Below are 19,224 nucleotides of genomic sequence, written 5' to 3' on the forward strand. Positions count from 1 at the left end.
CGGTCGGACACAGGTTTGCGAGGGGCAATCACCGTGCAGCGCTGGCGTGGCTTGGAGGACATCCCCCAGGACTGGGGGCGCAGCGTCGTCACCATCGGCTCCTACGACGGGGTGCATCGCGGGCACCAGTTGATCATCGGGCGGGCCGTGGAGCGGGCGCGTGAGCTCGGCATCCCGGCCGTCGTGGTCACCTTCGACCCGCACCCCAGCGAGGTCGTGCGCCCGGGCTCGCACCCGCCGCTGCTCGCCCCGCACCACCGGCGCGCCGAACTGATGGCCGAGCTCGGTGTGGACGCGGTGCTGATCCTCCCGTTCACCACGGAGTTCTCGAAGCTGTCGCCCGCCGACTTCGTGGCGAAGGTGCTCGTCGACAAGCTGCACGCGCGCGTGGTCGTCGAGGGTCCCAACTTCCGCTTCGGCCACAAGGCCGCCGGCAATGTCGACTTCCTCGCCGAGCAGGGACAGACGTACGACTTTGAAGTCGAGGTCGTGGATCTGTACGTCAGCGGGTCGGCCGGGGGCGGACAGCCGTTCTCGTCCACGCTGACGCGGCGGCTCGTCGCCGAGGGCGATGTGCTGGGCGCCGCCGAGATCCTCGGCCGACCGCACCGCGTCGAGGGCGTCGTCGTGCGTGGCGCGCAGCGCGGGCGCGAGCTCGGCTTCCCGACCGCCAACGTGGAGACGCTCCCGCACACCGCGATCCCGGCCGACGGGGTCTACGCGGGGTGGCTGTACGTGAACGACGAGGCGATGCCCGCGGCGATCTCCGTGGGCACGAACCCGCAGTTCGACGGGACGGAGCGGACGGTCGAGGCCTACGCCATCGACCGCGTCGGCCTCGACCTGTACGGGCTGCACGTGGCCGTGGAGTTCGTGGCGTTCGTGCGCGGGATGGCGAAGTTCGAGTCGCTCGACGAGCTCGTCGCCGCGATCGCCGACGACGTGAAGCGCTCGCGTGAGCTCATCGAGGCGTCCAAGGCCTGACCCGCCCCCTCTCGTGGCGCAGGTCACATTCGGGCGTGTCACATCGAGGCGGGGCGCTCCGTCGTAGTGGTGTCACCACTTATGACGGAGCGCGAAGGAGCCCCCTCATGGAACCGCGACTCGACCTGTTCACCAACCCGACCATCGGCAAGATGCTCAAGCACGTCATCGCGGCGGGCAGGGCCGCCGAGGGCTCGGGCGTGCCGACGACGACGCTGAACCTGGTCATGATCAGGGCCAGCCAGATCAACGGCTGCTCGGGCTGTCTGGACATGCACGTCAAGGACGCCGCCGAGGCCGGTGAGACGGCGGTCCGGCTCGCCCTGGTCGCCGCCTGGCGCGAGGCCAAGGTCTTCACCGAGGCCGAGAAGGCCGCCCTGGAGCTGGCCGAGGCGGGCACCCGCATCGCGGACAGCGCCGGAGTCTCCGACGAGGTGTGGGAGAAGGCCGCCAAGCACTACGACGAGGCGCAGCTCGGCGCGCTGGTCGGCTGCATCGCCATGATCAACACGTTCAACCGGCTCAACGTGATGACCCAGCAGCCGGCGGGCGACTACGTGCCGGGCATGTACGGCTGAGGCCGACCCGTCACGCGACACGCGTAAGGCCCGGCTCCATCTCCACGGAGCCGGGCCTTCACGTTCCCAGGCCGTGTTACTCGGCCGCCGCCTTCGCCGCCGCCCAATGGCACGCCACCTGCGACGTCGCCGCGCCGGACAGCACCGGCAGATCCACCGTCCGGCAGGAGTCCGCGACCCCCGCCTCCTCCGCACGGCCGTCCGCCAGGACCTGGCAGCGCGCGTGGAAGCGGCAGCCGCTCGGGATGCGGGACGGGTCCGGGGGTTCGCCCGTGAGCACCACCGGTTCGCCCGGCGCCTCCGGGAGGACCGACAACAGGGCCTGCGTGTACGGGTGTTGGGGCGAGGTCAGGACGTCCTCCACCTTGCCCGTCTCCACGATGCGGCCCAGGTACATCACCGCCACCCGGTCCGCGATGTTCCACGCGAGCCCGAGGTCGTGCGTGACGACGAGCGCGGACAGGCCCAACTCGTCCCGCAGACGCAGCAGCAGGGCGAGGATCTCACCCCGTACGGACGCGTCCAGGGACGCCACCGGCTCGTCCGCGACGATCAGTTCCGGGTCGAGGACGAGCGCGCCCGCGATGACCACGCGCTGACGCTGGCCGCCCGACAGCTCGTGCGGATAGCGCAGGAAGAAGCGCTCCGGAGGGCGAAGTCCCGCGCGGGACAGGGCGTTCGTGACCGCCTCCCGCTCGTCGCCCGCGTAGCCGTGGATGCGCAGACCCTCGGCCACCGCGTCGTACACCGTGTGCCGCGGGTTCAGGGAGCCGCTCGGGTCCTGGAGGACCAACTGGACGCGCTTGCGGTACGACTTGAGCGCCTTCGAGGCGTACTCCAGCGGCTTGCCCGCGAACGTGACCTTGCCCGACGTCGGCTTCTCCAGGCCGAGCAGGGTGCGCGCCAGGCTCGTCTTTCCGCAGCCGGACTCGCCGACGAGCGCCACGATCTCGCCCGGCGCGATGTCCAGGTCGACGCCGTCCACGGCCCGCGCCTCCGCGGCCCCGCGCCGGCCGGGGAACGTGACGTGCAGCCGGTCGGCGCTGAGGAGGGTCTGCACAGAGCCGTCCGGCTTCTGCAGCGTTTCTGTCATGCCGTGGTGCTCCTTGCTTCGACTTCCTCGGCGGCGACGTCACTCGACCCCACGTGGACGCACGCCGCACGCCGCTCCGGTCCCGCGATCCGCAGCACCTGGTCCTCGCTCGCACACACGTCGAGCGCCACCGGGCAGCGCGGGTGGAACGTGCAGCCGGACGGCAGTGCCGACGGGTCCGGCGGGTCGCCGGGCAGCCCGCGCGGCGCGAACCGGGAGGCCGGGTCGCCGATGGTGGGGAACGCCGCGGACAGCGCCTTCGCGTAGGGGTGCACCGCGTCCTCGTAGACCTGGAGCGCCGGGCCTTCTTCGACGACGCGGCCCGCGTACATCACGGCGAGCCGGTCGCAGGTGTCGGAGAGGACCGCCAGGTCGTGGCTGATCATGATGAGGCCGAGGTTCTCCTCGGTCACCAACTGCTCGATCAGGCGCAGGATCTGGGCCTGGATCATCACGTCGAGGGCCGTCGTCGGCTCGTCGGCGATGATCAGCTCCGGCTCGCAGGCGAGCGCCATCGCGATCATCACGCGCTGGCGCTGGCCGCCGGACAGCTCGTGCGGATAAGCGTTCGCGCGCGAGGCGGGGAGTCCTACGTGTTCGAGGAGTTCGCCGACCTTCTTCTTCGCGCCCTCCTGCGTCGCCTTCTTGTGCAGGAGGATCGGCTCGGCGATCTGGTCGCCGATGCGGTGCACCGCGTTGAGCGAGTGCATCGCGCCCTGGAAGACGATCGAGGCGCCCGCCCAGCGGACGGCCCTGACCTGGCCCCACTTCATGGTGAGGATGTCCTCGCCGTTCAGCAGGATCTCGCCGGTGACCTTGGCATCCTTCGGGAGCAGCCGAAGGAGCGCGAGCGCCAGTGTGGACTTGCCGCAGCCGGACTCGCCCGCGATACCGAGCTTCTGGCCCGCGTCCACGGACAGGTTCACGCCGCGGACGGCCTGCGCCCCGCCGGCGTACGTCACTTCGAGGTTCCGTACCTCAAGCAGTGTCCGAGGCTGTGTCATGAGCGCACCCCCAGCTTCGGGTTGAGGACGGATTCGACCGCGCGGCCGCACAGGGTGAAGGAGAGCGCGACGATCGCGATGGCGATGCCGGGCGGCGCCAGGTACCACCAGTCGCCGGCGCTGACCGCGCCCGCCTCGCGCGCGTCCTGGAGCATGCCGCCCCAGGAGGTGACCGTCGGGTCGGACAGGCCGAGGAACGCGAGGGTCGCCTCGGTCAGGATCGCCGAGGAGATGATCATCGTGGTCTGGGCGAGGACCAGCGGCATCACGTTCGGCAGCACGTGCCGCGTCATGACGTGGCTGTGGCTGCCGCCGAGCGCCCGGGCCCGCTCGATGTAGGGTCGCGCCTCGACCGAGAGGGTCTGGGCGCGCACCAGGCGTGCGGTCGTCGGCCAGGTCGTCACGCCGATCGCGATGATCACGGTCCACATCGAGCGGTCCATGACGGTCGCGAGCGCGATGGCCAGGACCAACGTCGGCATCACCAGGAACCAGTCCGTGATCCGCATCAGAACGGTCGAGAACCAGCCGCGGAAGTGGCCCGCGACGATGCCGATGACGGTGCCGATCGCCACGCACAGGAACGCCGCGAGCAGGCCAACGGTGAGCGAGACCCGCGCCCCGTACACCAGGAGGGCGAGCACGCTGCGGCCGAACTGGTCGGTGCCCAGCGGGAATTCGCCGCTCGGCCCCTCCAGCGGACCGCCGGGCGCGTCGGTCACGCTCTGCGAGTCCGCGCCGACCAGGGCCGGCGCGAAGATCGCGATGAGCGCGATGAGGATGAGCAGGCCGAGGCCCCACATGCCGCTCCGGTGGGAGCGGTAGGACCGCCAGAAGCGGACCAGGGACTGGCGCTTGCGGGCGCGCGCGAGGGAGCGCGCGCTGGGCGCCTTCGGTGTCCTTGGTTCTTTCGAAGGCGCGGTTTCGGTCGTCGTCATCGGCCCACCCTCGGGTCGAGCAGCGGATAGAGGATGTCGGCGAGGGTGTTCGCGAGGATCACCGCGGTGGCGAAGACGAAGAACAGGCCCTGGACGAGCGGAAGATCGGGCACGGAAAGGGCCTGGTAGAAGAGGCCGCCGAGGCCCGGCCAGGAGAAGACCGTCTCGACGAGGATCTGCCCGGCGACCACGTGACCGAGGTTCACGAACATCAGGGTGAACGTCGGCAGCATCGCGTTCGGAACCGCGTGCTTGCGGCGCACGACGTCGTCCCGAAGTCCCTTGGCGCGCGCGGTCGTCAGATAGTCGCTGCCCATCTCGTCGAGCAGCGACGAGCGCATCACGAGGAGCGTCTGCGCGTAGCCGACCGCGACCAGGGTGATCACCGGGAGGACCAGATGGTGCGCGACATCGAGGATGTACGCGAACCCGGTCTCGCCGCCCGATTCGAGGCCGCCCGTCGGGAACATGCCGGGGATCGGCCCGATACCGACGGCGAAGACGATGATGAGGAGCAGGCCCAGCCAGAACGACGGGACCGAGTACAGAGTCAGCGCGAAGGCCGTGTTGAAGCGGTCGCTCCGCGATCCGTTCCGCCACGCCGTGCGCGTGCCGAGCCAGATGCCGAGCGCCGAGTACAGGACGTACGCCGTGCCCGTGAGCAGCAGCGTCGCAGGGAGCGCGTCGACGATCTTGTCGATGACCGGGGTGTGGAACTGGTACGACATTCCGAAGTCACCGGTGAGCGCGTCCCCGATGTACGACGTGAACTGCTTCCACATCGGCTGGTCGAGGCCGTACTGGTGGCGCAGGTTCTCGAGCTGCTCCGTGGAGACCTTCCGGCCGCCGGTCATCTGCTTGACCGGGTCGGAGGGGATCAGCCGGAACAGGAAGAAGCTCGTGACGAGGACGGCGAAGAGCGAGACGATCGCGCCGCCGATCTTCGCGAGGGCGTACTGGACGTACGCCTTGGTGTTGCGGGCCCGTGGGCCGCGGGCGGCCGGCGGCGCCCCGGCCGAAGCCGGGTCGCCGTCCGTACCGTCCGCGGGCTGCACGAGCGCCGGAGTGCTGTCAGCTGTCATGGTTCACATGTCTTCTTACTCGCGTAGCTGTGCGTCGCCTACTCGCGCTCGTCCGCCGTCGTGCGCCGCCGCCGCGCGAAGAGGACTCCGCCGCCGATGACGACGAGTGCCGCGACCACGATGCCGATCACGATGCCGGTGGAGCTGGACGAACTGCTGTCCTCGCTGTCGGACGCCGCTGCGGGCACGGCCGACCACCAGCTCCAATACCCGTCCTGGCCGTAGATGTTGCCTGCCGCGGTGGGCATCGTCTCGATCGACTTGATCTGGTCGGTGCGGTAGGCCTCGACCGCGTTCGGGTACGCCATGACGTTCATGTAGCCGGAGTCGTAGAGCCAGGACTCCATCTTCTTCACGGTGTCCGCGCGCTTGGCCGGGTCGTACTCCGCGAGTTGCTGGTTGTAGAGCTTGTCGTAGGTCTTGTCGCAGATGCCGTTGTCGGTCTGCGCGACCTCCTTCGGCTTGCTCGGCAGGGCGGCGCAGGTGTGGATGCCGAGCACGAAGTCCGGGTCCGGGTTGACCGACCAGCCGTCGAAGGCGAGGTCGTACTCACCCGCGTACCAGGGCACGGAGACATCGTCGACGCAGTTGAGCTTGAGGCCGATGCCGATCTTGCCCCACCACTCCTTGAGGTACTTGCCGACCGCCTTGTCGTTGGGGTCCGTGGCGTGGCACAGCATGCGCAGGTTGATCGGCTTGCCGTCCTTGCCGACGCGCTTGCCGTCCTTCATCTTGTAGCCCGCGTCGTCGAGCATCTTGCCCGCGGCCTGCGGGTCGTAGCTCAGCTGCTGATCGCCCGAGGGCTGCCAGTAGTAGTCCTGGAAGCGCGGCGGGATGTAACCCTGGCCGCGCACGGCGTGGCCCTGGAAGACCTTGTCGACGATCGCCTTGGTGTCGACGGCCTTGAACAGCGCCTGGCGCACGTCCTGGTCGAGCAGCGCCGGGTTGCCGTCACCGAACTTCTTGCCGCTCTTGGTCTTCCAGCCGGGGTTGACCGCGATCGCGTAGAAGCGGCGGCCGGGCCCCTCGTTGACCTTGATGTTGTCCTCGCCCTTGAGGGACGCCGCCTGGGCGGGCGTCAGGGCGGGGGAGCCGGCGACGAAGGAGACCTCGCCCTTGCGCAGGGCGGCGACCGCGGCGTCCTGGTCCTTGTACGTCTTGAAGACGATGTTCTCGAACTGCGGCGTCTTCGTCTTGCGCCAGAAGTCCGGGTTGCGCTTCAGCTTTACGTACTGGTCGGTCTTGTAGCCGGTGACGACGTACGGACCGTTGCCGACGATCGGGAACTTGTCGTCGTTGTTGAACTTCGAGTAGTCCTTGACGTCCTTCCAGACGTGCTCGGGCACGATCGGAATGTCGAGGGACGTCATCGTGGCCTGCGGCTTCTTCAGCTCGACGACGAGCTTGGTGTCGCTGGGCGCCGTGACCTTCTTGAAGTTGCCGACGAACGAGCCGTTGGCGGTCGCCGCCGCGTCGTCCGTCATCATCTTGTTGAAGGTGAAGGCGGCGTCGTGGGCGGTGGCCTTCTGACCGTCGGACCACTTCGAGTTGGAGCGGATGGTGTACGTCCACGTCAGCTTGTCGGCCGAGGGCTTCCAGTCGGTGGCGAACCCCGGGATGACGTGGTTGTCCTTGGGGTCGTAATTGGTCAGGTACTCGTACATCAGACGGTGGATGCTCGTACTGACCAGGCGGGTCGCCAGGAACGGGCTCAGCGAGTCGACGCTCTGCGCGACGGCCACGGTGAGGGTCTTGTTCTTACCGCTGTCGGCCTTGGCCGCGGCGTTGCCGCTCGCCTTCGCCTCGGCCTGCTGCGGCGCCGGGTTGAGAGGCGTGGCGAGGCCTGCCGTCAGGGTGAACGCCGCGGCGCCTGCCGCGAGGAGTATCCGCACTCCGCGCCGTGGGGGGCGGGCTGTTCTGTGGTCCATGTCTTGCTGAGCTGGTGTGTCCATCGGCGGTGACCTCGCGCATCGCTCGCACAGCTGGGCTTGATCTGAGATTTCAGGTCGACTGAAGTGTTGGTTTATCAGCGGCAGTTGAGGAACGTCAACGGTGGGTGAACCCCATGTGGCCTGCGGAAATAACGAGTTGACCTGCATTTCACGCACATTGGTCGAGACCTCTGATGCTTTGCAGGCCAGGGGATGGCACCCGTATGGGTGCAGGACACGCCAAAGGCCCGCACCGGCGTTCGACGGGTGCGGGCCCTTGGCGTGTGTTTGGGGGCTCGGGGGTGTGGGGGGCGTCGGGGCTAGTACTGCGGCGGTGGTGCTGCCGGGTGGGTGTGGTGGCCGAAGCCGCCGAAGCCCTCGGCGACCATCGCCGTGAGCTCGAAGTACGCCTCCCGCACCTTGGGGCGCATCATGTCGAGGTCGACCTCGGCGCCGGCCGCCAGGTGCTCGTCGAAGGGGATGACGAGCACGCCGCGGCAGCGGGTCTGGAAGTGGCTGACGATGTCGTCCACCTTGATCATCTTTCCGGTGTCGCGGACGCCGGAGATGACCGTGAGGGAGCGCCGGACGAGTTCGGTGTAGCCGTGCGCGGACAGCCAGTCGAGGGTGGTGCTCGCGCTGGACGCGCCGTCGACGGACGGGGTCGAGATGATGATCAACTGGTCGGCGAGGTCGAGGACTCCGCGCATCGCGGAGTACAGCAGGCCCGTTCCGGAGTCGGTCAGGACGATCGGGTAGTGCCGGCCGACCACGTCGATCGCGCGGCGGTAGTCGGCGTCGTCGAACGTCGACGAGACCTCCGGCTCCACGTCGTTGGCGATGATCTCCAGGCCGGAGGGGGTCTGGGAGGTGTACTGCCGGATGTCCGCGTACGAGTGCAGGTGCGGGATGTTCTGCACCAGGTCGCGGATGGTGGCGCCGGTCTCGCGGCGTACGCGGCGGCCGAGGGTGCCGGCGTCCGGGTTGGCGTCGATCGCGAGGATCTTGTCCTGGCGTTCCGAGGCGAGGGTCGAGCCGAGGGCCGTCGTCGTGGTCGTCTTGCCGACGCCGCCCTTGAGGCTGATCACGGCGATCCGGTAGGAGGACGAGACCGGGGTGCGGATGAGGTCCAGCTTCCGCTGCCGCTCCGTCTCCTCCTTCTTCCCCCCGAACTTGAACCGCCCACTGCCCGCGCTGGGCGCCTTGCTCCGCTGCTTCTGCCGCTTGCTGTTGACGAGCCGATCGGCGGACAGCTCGACGGCGGCGGTGTAGCCGAGGGGGGCGTTGGTGTCGGGGGAGGGGGTGTGCGGGGGGTTCGGGTAGGGGGCTTGGTGTGGGTGTGGGTGTGGGTAGGGCTGTGGGGGTTGGGCGTTGGGGGTGGGGGGCTGCTGGACGGGTGTGGGGGTGGGTGCTTGGCCGGGTGCGTGGGTGGCTGCTTGGCCGGGTGCCGGGGTGGGGGCTTGGCCGGTCGTCTGGCCGGGCGGGGGGCCGAAGCCGGGGTGGGGCTGGGCTGGTTGGGGGGTGGGGTAGGTGGGGTGGGGTTGTGCCGGGGCCGGGGCCGGGGGTTGTGCCTGGGCCTGGGGTTGGGCGGCAGGCAGGGGTTGGGCGGGGGTGCTCGGCTGTGCCGGTTGGGTGGGTGAGAGCGGGAAGCCGTAGCCGGGCTGCGGTGTGGAGGGGGTGGGTGCGGGTGTGGCCGGGTGGCCCTGGGCCGGGTGCGCCAGGGGCTGTGGTTGGCCCGGCGACGGGAAGCCGTAACCGGCGGGTGTGGCAGGGGTGTTGGGCGGCTGGCCCTGGGTTGGGTGTGCGGGGTGGGCCGGGGGCTGGGGGAAGCCGTAGCCGGGCTGTGGGGCGGGATTGGTGTGTGGCTGGCCCTGGGCCGAGGGCTGAGGGGAGCCGTAGGCAGCCGGTGGGGCGGGGGCGCTGGGTGCCGGTGCGGCGGGCGGTTGGCCCTGAACTGACGGTGCCGCTTGGGCGGGGGCCTGTGGGAAGCCGTAGCCGGTCTGGGCTGGGGGCTGGGGGAAGCCGTGGGCAGCCGGTGGCGCGGGCGTGTTGGGTGGCTGCTCGCCGGAGGTCGGTGGTGTTGGTTGGGCTGGAGGTGGCGGGGGACCGTAACCGGGCTGCGGTGCGGGGGCGTTGGGGGCGGGCATGCCCGGCGGGGTGGGCTGCGGGAAGCCGTAACCGGGCTGCGCGTTGGCGGGCTGGCTCTGGTGCGTTGGCTGCGGGGGGCCGTATTCACCCTGTGGTGGCGTGGGTTGGCCGTCAGCCGGTGGTGCCTGCGGGAAGCCGTGTGCGCCGTGGGGCTGTGCGGGCGGGGCGGCTGCCAGAGGCGGTTGGCCGGGCGTGGGATCGGTCCACTGCGGGGCCGCGGGCGGCGCGGCCGGCTGGAACGACGGCGGCAACGGCGGTACCCCGCCTGCCGGAGGGGGCGGGGGAGCCCAGCCCGCCGGGGCGTTGGGGGTGTCGCCGGGAGCCGGAGTTGGCGGTGCCGCGGGGGCAGCTGCTGCCGGGGAGGTGGGGGCGGGCGCTTTCGGCTCCGCCGTGGTCGCGGTGGGGGTTGGAGCGGCCGGTGCGGCCGGAGTGTCGGAGGCGTAGCTGAGGGCTGGGTCTGCCGGTGCCGCGGGGGCAGCCGCTGCCGGGGAGGTGGGGGCGGGCGCTGTCGGCTCCGCCGCGGTCGCGGTGGGGGTTGGCGCGGCCGGGGCGGCGGGAGCGTCGGAGGCGTAGCTGGGGGCCGGGTCTGCCAGTGCCGACGCCAAGGAGCCGGTGGCGGGGTCGGGGGTGGGCGCTGTCGGCTCCGTCGCGGTCGCGGTGGGAGTTGGCGCGGCTGGGGTGGCTGGTGCGGCCGGGGTGTTGGAGGCGTAGCCGAGGGCCGGGTCTGCCGGTGACGCCGCCGGGGAGTCGGTGGCGGGAGCTGTCGGCTCCGCTGCGGTCGCGGTGGGGGCTGGAGCAGCCGGGGCGGCCTGCGTGCTGGGGGCCGGGTCTGCCTTTGCGGCCGCCGAGGACGCGGTGGCAGCACCGTGCGTGGGCGCCGTCGGCTCCGCCGTGGTCGCGGTGGGAGTCGGAGCAGCCGGTGCGGCTTCCGGTGCCGTGGGAGCAGCCGCCGCCGAGGAGTTGGCGGCGGATTCGGGCGCGGTCGGCACGGAGTCCGCGGCGGACGCCGTTGGCTGCGGTCCCGTTTCGGCAGTGGACGGCGCGCCGGTCTCCTCGGCGGCCGGTGCCGCGAGGGGGAAGTCGGTGTCCGTCGGGACGACATCGGCCGTCTTCGCGCGGGCGCTCTCCGTGTCGATGTCGACGTGCACCCGGTGGGCGTCGACCCACGCGCGGGCCCTCTCCTCGGGACTCTGGTCCTGCGTGGGCGCGGGGGCGGGTGGCTCCCCGAGCGCCGCGAGCTCCTCGAAGTTCCGCTTCAGCGAGGGCGCGGAGAAACGCAGGGTGGTCCCGCTCTCCAGATCCCCACTGCCCAGGTCACCGCTGTCCAGGCTTCCGCTCCCCGGTCCTCGGCTCCCCAGATCGCGACCCCCACCGTCAGACGCACCCGCCGGAGCGGCCGGAGCTGCCGGTGCCGCCGGACCTGCGGGCGCAACCGGAGCTGCCGGTGTTGTCGGCCCTACGGGCGGACCCGAAGCCGCGGAAGCCGCCGGAACAGCGGGAGCCGCGGGCGCAGTTGGCGCAACCCAAGCCGCCGCAGCGGTCGACTCAGCCGGTGCTGCCGGACCCGCGGGCGCAACCGGTGCCGCCGGCTCAGCCGACCCCACCGACGCCCCCGCCCACCCCTCCGCACCACCCGGCGCCATCGGCGCCCCCGATCCCGACCCCGACGCCGCCCCCGGCTCCCAGCCCACCCCACCGTTCCGCGAACGCGAACTCGCCTGCTCGTACCAGGGCGGCGGCGCGTAGTCGATCGTGAACTCGCCCGTCGGCTCGGCACCGAACCCCGTCTGCTCGGCACCGGACCCCGCGCCGGACGGGTCACCGGCGGGTGACCCGCCGCCCCCGCGGACATCGTCCCGATCGCTGCTCACAATGCCTCCTGGTGTGGTCGAGCACCGGCGTGCCGCCCCCGCCCCCCCCTATGACGTACGCGCGGGAACACAGGACACGTCCTGTCCCAGCCTAATCACCAAAACCGCCCGCACGGCAGGCCCGCCCACACCCCGTCGACTAGACTCGCCGCGCCGTGACCGGCGAGGTCGTGGCGGGGGAGGGCGTGGCGTGCGGAATCGGATCCGGATCAGGGGCGGTGCCCCGCCGGTGCGCGCAGCGCACCCCAACTGACCCGCTCCGCACCCGACCACGGCGAGAACTCACCTCATGCCTACCGCGCTCACCCACGACGACCCCGTACACCTCGGCCCGTTCCGCCTCGTCGGACGCCTCGGCAGCGGCGGGATGGGGACGGTGTACGTCGCACGGACCGCCGGCGGGCGAACCGTCGCCGTGAAGACGATGCACGCAGGCCTCGCTGCCGACCAGGCCGGACGGACCCGGTTCCGCCTCGAGATCGACGCCGCGCGGGTCATCGGCGGGCAGTTCGGGGCCAAGGTCGTGGACGCGGACCCGCTGGCCGAGACACCGTGGCTGGCCACCGAGTACGTACTCGGGCCGCCCCTCGACGAGGCCGTCGAGTCCGGTGGGCCGATGCCCGAGACGACCGTACGCGCGCTGGGCGCCGCCCTGTGCGGGGCACTCGGGCAGCTGCACCGCAGCGACGTCGTGCACCGCGACCTCAAGCCGTCCAACATCCTCGTCACGGCGTACGGCCCCAAGGTCATCGACTTCGGCATCGCCCGCGCCATCGGTGACGACCGCCTGACGCGCGTCGGCTCCGCCGTGGGCACCCCGGCGTTCATGTCGCCGGAGCAGGCCACCGGCCAGGAACACGGCCCGGCCGGAGACGTGTTCGCGCTCGCCGGAGTGCTGGTGTTCGCGGCGCGCGGCAGCGGCCCGTTCGGGAACGGGCAGGCCGCCGACCTGCTGTACCGCGTGCGGTACGGCGAGCCGGACCTGACCGGGGTGCCCGCCGCCCTCGTTCCCGTACTGGCACGCTGCCTCGACAAGGACCCGTCGCGACGCCCCACCACGTACGACCTGTCGGCCCAACTGCACACAGGGACAGGCGAGTTCGCCGATCACCTCTCCGAGGCGCTGCTCGGTGACATCGGGCGCCGCGCCACCGACGTATGGCAGACCGTCCCGCAGCGGCTGCCAGCCCCCGTGACCCATACGCTCCCGGGGACCACCGCGGTGGCCCCCGTCGCGAGCGCCCCCGTGTCGCGGCGCCGCTTCCTCGCCGTCGGGGGAGTGCTCGGCGTCGGCGCGGTCGCGGCCGCGGGCGCCCTGTGGTGGACAGGACGCTCCTCGGACGAGAAGAAGGTGGCCGACCCCAAGGCCCCCGACACCCGCAACCGGCGCAACCTCGACCCCCTCTGGAAGGACGAGGGCTACTTCGAGAGCAGCGTCGTCGACGGCGGGAAGTCGATGATCCCGGCCATCGTCGACGGGGTGGCCGTCGCGATGCGCGGGTACGCCCGCGGCTTCGGCGTGTCCGACGGCCTGAAGAGGTGGGACGACCACATCGGCAGCGGATGGCAGTGGACCGCCGCGAACGGCAAGCTCTACCACCTGTCCTACAACGTGTACCAGGACGACCGTGCCGGAGCGCCCGTCGCCGTCGAGACGATCGCCCCGCGCACCGGCAAGAAGGTCAAGACGCTCGCCCGCCTCGCCGACACCAACGACCACCTGGAGGGGAACCAATTCCTCTGCGTCGAAGGCGACATCGTCTACGTGGCGGTGGGCAAGGGCAAGGGCGGCACGCTCGGCTACGCGGCCACGCAGAAGTGGACGCTGCGCGCCGTGAACTGCGCGACCGGCAAGACGCTGTGGTCCCGGCCGCTGCCCAAGCGGGCCGAGCTCGACCAGTCCATGCACATCCTCGCCGCGAAGGTGGCCGGCGGGCGCCTGGTGACGTTCCAGCAGATGAAGGAGGACGAGGTCCACATCGTCGTACGGGACCTGAAGACCGGCGGCATCCTGTGGAACGTCCCGTACCGCGTCGACGACATCGCCACCCTGTGGGCGGCGATCGCGGCCGACGACACGCACCTCTACATCGGCGGCTCCAGGCTCCGCGCGGTGCGCCTCAAGGACGGCAAGGCGCAGTGGCAGACGCCGGAGGGCCGCCCGTTCGGGCCGCCGACGCTGGACGGCGGTGTCGTGTACGCCGTGGGTGAGGGCGTCGGGCTCGCCGCGTACAAGGCGAGCGGCGGCGGGCGGCTGTGGGTGGAGGAGGACGGCAGCGCCGACGAGCAGTCCAGGGCGTGGCGGCCGCTCATCGGCAAGCAGTGCGCGTACTACCGCAACGGCGCGCAGTTGCGCGGCGTCGACCTCAAGAGCCACGAGGTCGCGTGGACGTACAAGACGGACGGCGACCGCTTCTACGCGAACCCTGAGCGCACGCGCATCCTCTCCCTGAGCAACAACGCCAAGCTCGCCGCGTACCCCATGAAGTGACCCGAATGACGTGTCCCCCACACACGCACTCGCACACGTACAGGTTCCACGACCGCCTCCCGGCAGAAGGCCCCACATGAAACCCCTCGGCATCGGCGACCCCCTCCGCCTCGGTCCCTACCGCGTCCTCGGCGTGCTCGGCGAGGGCGGCATGGGGAAGGTGTACGTCGGTCAGGACGGCGCCGGGACGCTCGCCGCGGTCAAGGTGCTCAAGCCCGAACTCGCCCACGACACGAACCTCGCCCAGCGGTTCGTCCGCGAGGCGCAGGCCGCACAGGCCGTACGCAGCAAGGGAGTTGCGAACGTCCTCGGCGCGTGGACCGAGGGCGGCCGCCCGTGGATGGCCACCGAGTTCCTGGCGGGCCTCACCCTCGACCAGGCCGTCGAGGCACACGGCCCGCTCGCCGAACCCGCCCTGCGCGCCCTCGCCGCCTCCCTCGCGCACACCCTCGCCGACATCCACGCGGCGGGCTTCATCCACCGCGACCTCAAGCCGCCGAACATCGTGCTGACGTCGACGGGCCCGCGCATCATCGACTTCGGCATCGCCCGCCCCGAGCACGGACTGACCCTCACCACGACGGGCGAAGTGCCGGTCACCCCCGGGTACGGGGCCCCCGAGCAGGTGCTCGGCCGCCGCGTCACTCCGGCCGCCGACGTCTTCTCGCTGGGCGCGGTGCTCGTGTACGCGGCCAGCGGACGGCGCGCGTTCGACGGCGGGCACGTGGCGGCCGTGCAGTACGAAGTGGTGCACGGCGATCCCCAACTCCAGGGGATTCCGCCGGAGTTGCTGGCGCTCATCGCGCCCTGCCTCGCCAAGGACCCGGCCCACCGCCCCACCCCCGCCCAGATCGCCGGGGCGATGCGACCGCCCAAGGGCGCGGAGAAGGCCTGGCGGCGCGGCTCCATCGCCGACGCGATCACCGAGCGGGAGACCGGGGCCCGGCACCTGGCGACGACCATCGTGGGCGGTGCGCAGCAGCCGCAGCAGCCCGCCATGTCACGAAGACGCCTGCTGACGACGCTCGGCGTCGGTGGCGCCGTCGCCGCGGTGGGCGGCGGCACGGCCGCGTGGTGGTACGGCTCGCGCCCCGACAGCGCCCTCTTCGACATCCCGGCGGCGGTCAGGACCCCCGTACAAGCGCTGAAGTCCAAGCCCGCCGACGACTACTCCGAGAACGGCGGGGCCATGAAGCTGTGGTCCGTCACCACCGCGGACGCCACGTCGCCCGAACTCCTGCCCGTGCGCGACGTGTTGGTCTTCGCGCTCGGCTCCGGCGGCATCGGGGCGTACGGCGTCAAGAACGGCAAGCGGCGCTGGTCCGCCGAGGGCCTGCGGGCCAGGTCCGGATACGTGTCGCTGGCCGACCGGCTCGTCGTCGGCGCGGACGAACAGGGAACGCTGCACACCTTCGTGCCCTCCACCGGAGCCGCGAAGTGGACGTGCGAGCAGGCCGAGGCGGAGACGCTGCTCGCCGCCGGCCCCGACGCGGTCTACATGATCACGAAGGACGACCGGCTGCGCTGCGTCAACAGCGAGGACGCCGAGGTGCGGTGGACGGTCACCGTGCCCGCGAAGTTCCGCAAGAAGCTGCACGGCCCGGCCGCCGTCGGCGGGGGCGTCCTCGTCGTCCCGTCCACCGACGGCACGGTGCTCGCGGTGCGCACCAGCGACGGCCGTACGGCATGGCAGCAGTCGGAGGAGTCCGAGTCGGTCGTCCGCCCCACCATCGCCGACGGCATGGTCTACCTCAACAACAAGACCCTGGAGGCCTACCGGCTCCGCGACGGAAACCGGGAGTGGAGCACTTTCCAGCTCGGCGGCGCCAACTCCGTGTACAGCAAGTGGGGACCGCCCGAGGTGCACGGAAACCGGGTGTACGCCAACGCCGTCGACGTCACCCGATGCCACAACCGGGCCAACGGCGAACAGGAGTGGTTCGCGGTCGGCCCGTCCACGACCAGCCGTGTGCTGACGCAGGGCACGAGCGTCTGGTCCGTCGACAACGGCGACGGAATCGGCGAACTCCAGTTGAAGGGCATCCCGCAGAAGGACGGCAAGAACGCCTGGACGACGAGGTACCCGCGGCCCCACTACACGCAGCTCGCCGCTGGTGGAAACCGGGTCTTCCTGCTGATGGACAGCACGGTGCAGGCGCTGTCGGTGTTCTGAGCGGCGGTAGGCTCAAGGGGTTTTGTTCGCATCGGGCTACAGGGCGCCGGGGTAGTGGGGGGACACGTGCACAGCACCAGCGGCAGCGGGGTCCAGCAGACAGGCCCATACCTCCTGCTCACGTCCATCGACTCCCTCGACCAGCAGGTCAGGACCCCCGCCGCCCGCTACATCGCCCGAACCGCCGACGGCGACCGCACGGTCCTGCTCAGCACCCCGGCCACCGGCGTCGACCCGAACCGCTTCATGGCCGAAGCGGACGCGGCACGCTACCTGCTGGGCAGCTGGACGCTGCCGACGGTCGAACTGGCGCCGCCCGGCGGGGCACCCTGGCACGCGCGCCCGTACATCCCCGTACTGACCCTGCCGACCGCGCTCGCCCTCCACGGCGGCCCGCTGCCGGAGCGCACGGTACGCGCCCTGGGAGTCGCACTCGCCGAAACCCTGTCCGTCATCCACGGCCAGAGCCTCGTCCACGCCGGTCTCTCCCCGGCGGCGGTCCTGCTCTCCTTCGACGGCCCACGCCTCGACTGCTTCGGCGCGGTACGCGCGGCGACACCCGACGGAGCGGCGCGACGCGACCTGCCGGGCATCGACGGCACGGCCCTCGCCCCGGAACAACTGGCGGGCGGCCAACCGCGCCCGCTCGGCGACGTGTACGCGCTGGGCGCGACGCTCGCGTACGCCGCGACGGGCCACACGGTGCCCGAACGGGACGAACTCCCGGCGTCACTACGCTCACTGGTGAGCCGATGCCTGTCGCGCGATCCGGTGCAGCGCCCCCAACTGGCGGACGTGGTCGCCGAGTTGACGCAAGGTTCCATGCGGCAGTCGATCGGCTTCGGCGCCACCGACCACGCCTCGACGCTCCTCACCCCCGGCTGGCTGCCGGCCCGCCTGGTCGCGGCGCTGGCACACCAGGCGGCGTCGGTGCTGGACGCGGAGATGCCGGCGCCGGTGCACGGCTACTAGCCCTCGGCGCCGCCATCACGCGGAGCGGACTCCAGGTCGAACTCCCCGTCCCTGGCGCCGAGTACGAACGCCGTCCACTCCGCCTCGGTGTACCGCAGCACCGTCTCCGGCTCCAGCGACGAACGCATCGCCACGGCGCCGTCCGGCAACTTGGCGATCTCGACGCGCTCCTCGTCCTGCTCGGTCCCGGGCGCGCTCTCCCACGTGACGCCGGAGATGTCGAGCGCGTACAACTCGTTCTTCTCGCGCTCCTTACGGGCCTCGATCTCCTCCGGCGTCTCGCCTGTGGTCCCCACGCCGCATCAGCCCTTTCCGTCACTCTGTCGCAAACAACTTCAGCTTAGCGAGAGTCGGCCGACGGCATTCACGAATCCGTGGTGACCGGGGGGCATCACGTGACGCTTCCCGGCCGGTAGAACCGCTTGTAAGTGGAAATGGCGGTTTCGGCAGGGTAGTTGGGGACGTCGGTGATCTCGCCATTGAGTTTGGAGATCACGACGTTGCTGCCGCCCGGTTCCGGAGGCATGGCCGGATCGGTGGGTGGGGGGACGTGGGCGCAGATGAGGTAGCCGATGTCGAACTCATGAACCTTGAGGGTGACGGGGGCGCCGCTCGGCCAGGCGGTGGGGAACTGAGTACGGCCGATCTCCAGCGCCTCCTCGGCGTTGGCCGGGACCGGGCGTTCGCTTCCGCTGGGGGTGGTCACGCGTGGGCTCCTGATTCACTGCTTCATTACAGGGACGGCGAGCGGGCACTGCGGATCCATCAGATCCATCAGATCCATCAGATCCATCAGATCCATCAGATCCATCAGATCCATCAGGTCCGTCATGTGGGGAACTGCCCGACCCATGTTCGTTCCAGGAGATGCCTCGGCAGATACTCGGACTCGACGTCGACAGGAATACCTGCGTCAAAGGCCATGCAGGCGATGGCCAACGGCCCCAGGGCCACCAACCCCTCGCTGCTCGTGTTCCGTGAGTCCTCGGACCAGTACTCGCGATGCCAGGTGACGGCGTCGGCCAACGCGGAATTGAACGGTTCCGGCTCCTGGCGCTGATAGCGATGGAAAACTTCGAGCGGCGGGTAGAGGATCTTGAGCATCAGTTCGGCACTGGCGATATGGGGAGCCGCGGGATCCGTGCCGTCGATGGCGGTGACCAGGGTGTTCCACGTCTCCTGGCGGCCGAACCAGGCGTTCTGCAGCGTTTCCACCCATGCGTAGATGTACTCGTCGAACTCCACTCCGGAGGCACGCAAGAACGGGACGGGTACGCGCGCGAGTTGATCGAGGCGTTCGTTCTCGCGGCAGATTGCGGCCAGGTAGTACGAGGTCAGCCAGTTTCCCGCGTGCAGGTACTCCTGGGGTCCGGTCGCGGGAAGGCTCTTGGTCTCGCCCTTGGTCCCAATACGGCAGGGGACGGGCCCTTCCGCGGCACGGCCGGAGAGGAACAGGCCGGAACCGACCTGCATGGCGATGACCCACGCCTCCCACGTCCGGAACTCCGCCGCCGCGGGATCCTCGAGACAGGCCCACTTGGCGACGGTCAGTGAAAGGTCCAGCGCGTCATACCGGTCGAACTCCGATGTCTCGAGTTCAGCGAGAGCGTCTCGCGCGCTCTCGACGACCGGTGCCATGGCGTCGCCCGCGTTGTCCGCGTTGCCCAAGGGAAGGTCATGACGGGGAACTCGGATTACCACACGCCTCTCACCCCTTCTCTTCCCTTCCCCGATCTGCATTCCCTCTATGAACGAGCCAGCATAGAGGGACCCGTTCGGCTCCTGTACCGGGACCAGAGACACAGGACATACCTCAACTTCCTTGCCTTGAGGGCGCTTCGGGAGCCCCTGGCCACGGCGTGCCGGTCGAGCGGGACTCTTTGGTGGAGGAAGCGGCCCGATGGGCGTACGGGCCCGTTGCGTCCGGGAGGATGTCCTGACGCATCAGCACGGGAGGAC

Annotated in this window: 13 protein-coding genes and 2 pseudogenes; 5 read left to right on the top strand and 10 right to left on the bottom strand. The window is 70.7% G+C overall.

Annotated elements, in window-relative coordinates:
* Positions 1-33: 33 nt before the first annotated feature.
* Positions 34-984: a bifunctional riboflavin kinase/FAD synthetase gene (locus ACYSUO_RS22070; RefSeq protein ID WP_461777933.1), complete on the top strand. Its 951-nt coding sequence runs from the start codon at positions 34-36 to the stop codon at positions 982-984.
* A 107-nt stretch (positions 985-1,091) separates the two neighbouring features.
* Positions 1,092-1,562 carry a carboxymuconolactone decarboxylase family protein gene (locus ACYSUO_RS22075; RefSeq protein WP_461777934.1) on the top strand — a complete coding sequence of 157 codons (471 nt, stop codon included), beginning with the start codon at positions 1,092-1,094 and terminating at the stop codon, positions 1,560-1,562.
* A 76-nt stretch (positions 1,563-1,638) separates the two neighbouring features.
* Here the strand turns inward: ACYSUO_RS22075 and ACYSUO_RS22080 are convergent, their stop codons facing one another.
* From ACYSUO_RS22080 to ACYSUO_RS22110, 7 genes and pseudogenes are all read right to left on the bottom strand, one after another.
* The gene (locus ACYSUO_RS22080) at positions 1,639-2,655 is read right to left on the bottom strand and encodes an oligopeptide/dipeptide ABC transporter ATP-binding protein (RefSeq protein WP_461777935.1); all 1,017 of its coding nucleotides are present in this window, start codon (positions 2,653-2,655) and stop codon (positions 1,639-1,641) included.
* Entirely contained in the window at positions 2,652-3,659 is a 1,008-nt protein-coding gene (locus ACYSUO_RS22085) for an ABC transporter ATP-binding protein (protein WP_461777936.1), read from the bottom strand. Before ACYSUO_RS22085 ends, ACYSUO_RS22080 begins: the two co-directional genes overlap by 4 nt.
* Entirely contained in the window at positions 3,656-4,597 is a 942-nt protein-coding gene (locus tag ACYSUO_RS22090; RefSeq protein WP_461777937.1) for an ABC transporter permease, read from the bottom strand. Before ACYSUO_RS22090 ends, ACYSUO_RS22085 begins: the two co-directional genes overlap by 4 nt.
* A complete protein-coding gene (locus ACYSUO_RS22095; RefSeq protein ID WP_461777938.1) occupies positions 4,594-5,679 on the bottom strand; it encodes an ABC transporter permease in 1,086 nt (361 codons plus the stop codon). The genes ACYSUO_RS22090 and ACYSUO_RS22095 overlap by 4 nt, the downstream gene beginning before the upstream one ends.
* Before the next feature lie 38 nt (positions 5,680-5,717).
* Positions 5,718-7,607, bottom strand: a complete 1,890-nt coding sequence (locus ACYSUO_RS22100) for an ABC transporter substrate-binding protein (RefSeq protein ID WP_461777939.1) — start codon at positions 7,605-7,607, stop codon at positions 5,718-5,720.
* Positions 7,608-7,939: 332 nt separating this feature from the next.
* Positions 7,940-9,391 (bottom strand): annotated as a pseudogene (locus ACYSUO_RS22105) (MinD/ParA family ATP-binding protein); the annotation flags it as partial.
* Positions 9,392-11,479: 2,088 nt separating this feature from the next.
* Positions 11,480-11,629, bottom strand: a pseudogene (locus tag ACYSUO_RS22110) (SCO5717 family growth-regulating ATPase); the annotation flags it as partial.
* Positions 11,630-11,918: 289 nt separating this feature from the next.
* Here ACYSUO_RS22110 and ACYSUO_RS22115 point away from each other — a divergent pair.
* The 3 genes from ACYSUO_RS22115 (at position 11,919) to ACYSUO_RS22125 (ending at position 17,265) form a co-directional block, all read left to right on the top strand.
* Positions 11,919-14,120 (top strand): protein kinase domain-containing protein, encoded by a 2,202-nt coding sequence (locus ACYSUO_RS22115; RefSeq protein WP_461777940.1) that lies wholly within the window; start codon positions 11,919-11,921, stop codon positions 14,118-14,120.
* A gap of 76 nt (positions 14,121-14,196) precedes the next feature.
* Positions 14,197-16,293 carry a protein kinase domain-containing protein gene (locus tag ACYSUO_RS22120; RefSeq protein ID WP_461777941.1) on the top strand — a complete coding sequence of 699 codons (2,097 nt, stop codon included), beginning with the start codon at positions 14,197-14,199 and terminating at the stop codon, positions 16,291-16,293.
* Between the two features lie 66 nt (positions 16,294-16,359).
* Entirely contained in the window at positions 16,360-17,265 is a 906-nt protein-coding gene (locus ACYSUO_RS22125) for a protein kinase family protein (protein WP_461777942.1), read from the top strand.
* Here ACYSUO_RS22125 and ACYSUO_RS22130 read toward each other — a convergent pair.
* The 3 genes from ACYSUO_RS22130 to ACYSUO_RS22140 form a co-directional block, all read right to left on the bottom strand.
* Positions 17,262-17,561: a DUF397 domain-containing protein gene (locus tag ACYSUO_RS22130; protein WP_461777943.1), complete on the bottom strand. Its 300-nt coding sequence runs from the start codon at positions 17,559-17,561 to the stop codon at positions 17,262-17,264. The two genes, ACYSUO_RS22125 and ACYSUO_RS22130, sit on opposite strands and share 4 nt — an antisense overlap.
* A gap of 95 nt (positions 17,562-17,656) precedes the next feature.
* On the bottom strand, positions 17,657-17,971 hold the full coding sequence (locus ACYSUO_RS22135) for a hypothetical protein (protein ID WP_461777944.1): 315 nt from the start codon (positions 17,969-17,971) through the stop codon (positions 17,657-17,659).
* A gap of 122 nt (positions 17,972-18,093) precedes the next feature.
* On the bottom strand, positions 18,094-18,933 hold the full coding sequence (locus tag ACYSUO_RS22140; RefSeq protein ID WP_461777945.1) for an immunity 49 family protein: 840 nt from the start codon (positions 18,931-18,933) through the stop codon (positions 18,094-18,096).
* Positions 18,934-19,224: the final 291 nt, after the last annotated feature.

Source organism: Streptomyces sp. UC4497, from assembly GCF_054871485.1.

Bases quoted from the DNA above. Each gene is read 5' to 3' on its own strand.
- ACYSUO_RS22075 (WP_461777934.1), top strand. From the start codon at position 1,092: ATGGAACCGCGACTCGACCTGTTCACCAACCCGACCATCGGCAAGATG.
- ACYSUO_RS22080 (WP_461777935.1), bottom strand. From the start codon at position 2,655: ATGACAGAAACGCTGCAGAAGCCGGACGGCTCTGTGCAGACCCTCCTC.
- ACYSUO_RS22085 (WP_461777936.1), bottom strand. From the start codon at position 3,659: ATGACACAGCCTCGGACACTGCTTGAGGTACGGAACCTCGAAGTGACG.
- ACYSUO_RS22090 (WP_461777937.1), bottom strand. From the start codon at position 4,597: ATGACGACGACCGAAACCGCGCCTTCGAAAGAACCAAGGACACCGAAG.
- ACYSUO_RS22095 (WP_461777938.1), bottom strand. From the start codon at position 5,679: ATGACAGCTGACAGCACTCCGGCGCTCGTGCAGCCCGCGGACGGTACG.
- ACYSUO_RS22100 (WP_461777939.1), bottom strand. From the start codon at position 7,607: ATGGACCACAGAACAGCCCGCCCCCCACGGCGCGGAGTGCGGATACTC.
- ACYSUO_RS22115 (WP_461777940.1), top strand. From the start codon at position 11,919: ATGCCTACCGCGCTCACCCACGACGACCCCGTACACCTCGGCCCGTTC.
- ACYSUO_RS22120 (WP_461777941.1), top strand. From the start codon at position 14,197: ATGAAACCCCTCGGCATCGGCGACCCCCTCCGCCTCGGTCCCTACCGC.